This window comes from Pseudomonas sp. NBRC 111132, assembly GCF_001320565.1.
GTDB classification, from domain to species: Bacteria; Pseudomonadota; Gammaproteobacteria; order Pseudomonadales; family Pseudomonadaceae; genus Aquipseudomonas; species Aquipseudomonas putida_P.
The window spans coordinates 1-1,091 of record NZ_BCBI01000125.1; the positions used below are offsets into that span (position 1 = coordinate 1).

Consider the following 1,091-nt stretch of genomic DNA (forward strand, 5'->3'; position numbering starts at 1 on the left):
GCGTCAACGGCCTGCAGCGGGTTTCCGCCGGCAGTGTGTTCGGTGCCCTGCCGCTGAACGTCGGCGACCAGGCCGATGACCGCCGCCTGGTGGACTCGACCCGTTCCCTGTTCAAGACCGGGTTCTTCCAGGACATCCAGTTGAACCGCGATGGCAATGTGCTGATCATCAACGTGGTCGAGCGCCCGTCGGTGTCGAGCATCGAGATCGAAGGCAACAAGGCGATCAGCACCGAAGACCTGATGAAGGGCCTGAAGCAATCGGGCCTGGCCGAGGGCGAAATCTTCCAGCGTGCCACCCTCGAAGGTGTGCGTAACGAGCTGCAGCGCCAGTACGTGGCCCAGGGCCGCTACTCGGCCGAGGTCGACGCCGAAGTGGTGCCGCAGCCGCGCAACCGTGTGGCGCTGAAGATCAAGATCAACGAAGGCACCGTCGCCGCCATCCAGCACATCAACATCGTTGGCAACAACGTGTTCGATGACGAAACCCTGGGGCAGCTGTTCGAGCTGAAGACCACCAACTGGCTGTCGTTCTTCAAGAACGATGACAAGTACGCCCGTGAAAAACTCTCCGGTGACCTGGAGCGCCTGCGTTCCTACTACCTGGACCGCGGCTACATCAACATGGACATCGCCTCCACCCAGGTGTCCATCACGCCGGACAAGAAGCACGTCTACATCACCGTCAACATCAACGAAGGCGAGAAGTACACCGTTCGCGACGTGAAGCTGTCCGGTGACCTCAAGGTGCCGGAAGACCAGGTCAAGTCGCTGCTGCTGGTGCAGCCAGGCCAGGTATTCTCGCGCAAGGTGATGACCACCACCTCCGAGCTGATCACCCGCCGCCTGGGTAACGAAGGCTACACCTTCGCCAACGTCAACGGCGTGCCACAGCCGAACGACCAGGACCACACGGTCGACATCATGTTCGTGGTCGACCCGGGCAAGCGTGCCTACGTCAACCGCATCAACTACCGCGGCAACACCAAGACCGAAGACGAAGTGCTGCGCCGCGAAATGCGCCAGATGGAAGGCGGCTGGGCCTCGACCTACCTGATCGACCAGTCCAAGACCCGTCTGGAGCGCCTGGGC

1 protein-coding gene is annotated in these 1,091 nt (G+C 61.7%); it reads left to right on the forward strand.

Going from position 1 to position 1,091, the window contains the following annotated elements:
• Nucleotides 1-1,091, forward strand: a 1,091-nt coding sequence (gene bamA, locus APH35_RS27940; RefSeq protein WP_082425868.1) for an outer membrane protein assembly factor BamA, incomplete at both ends; no start/stop codon positions are given.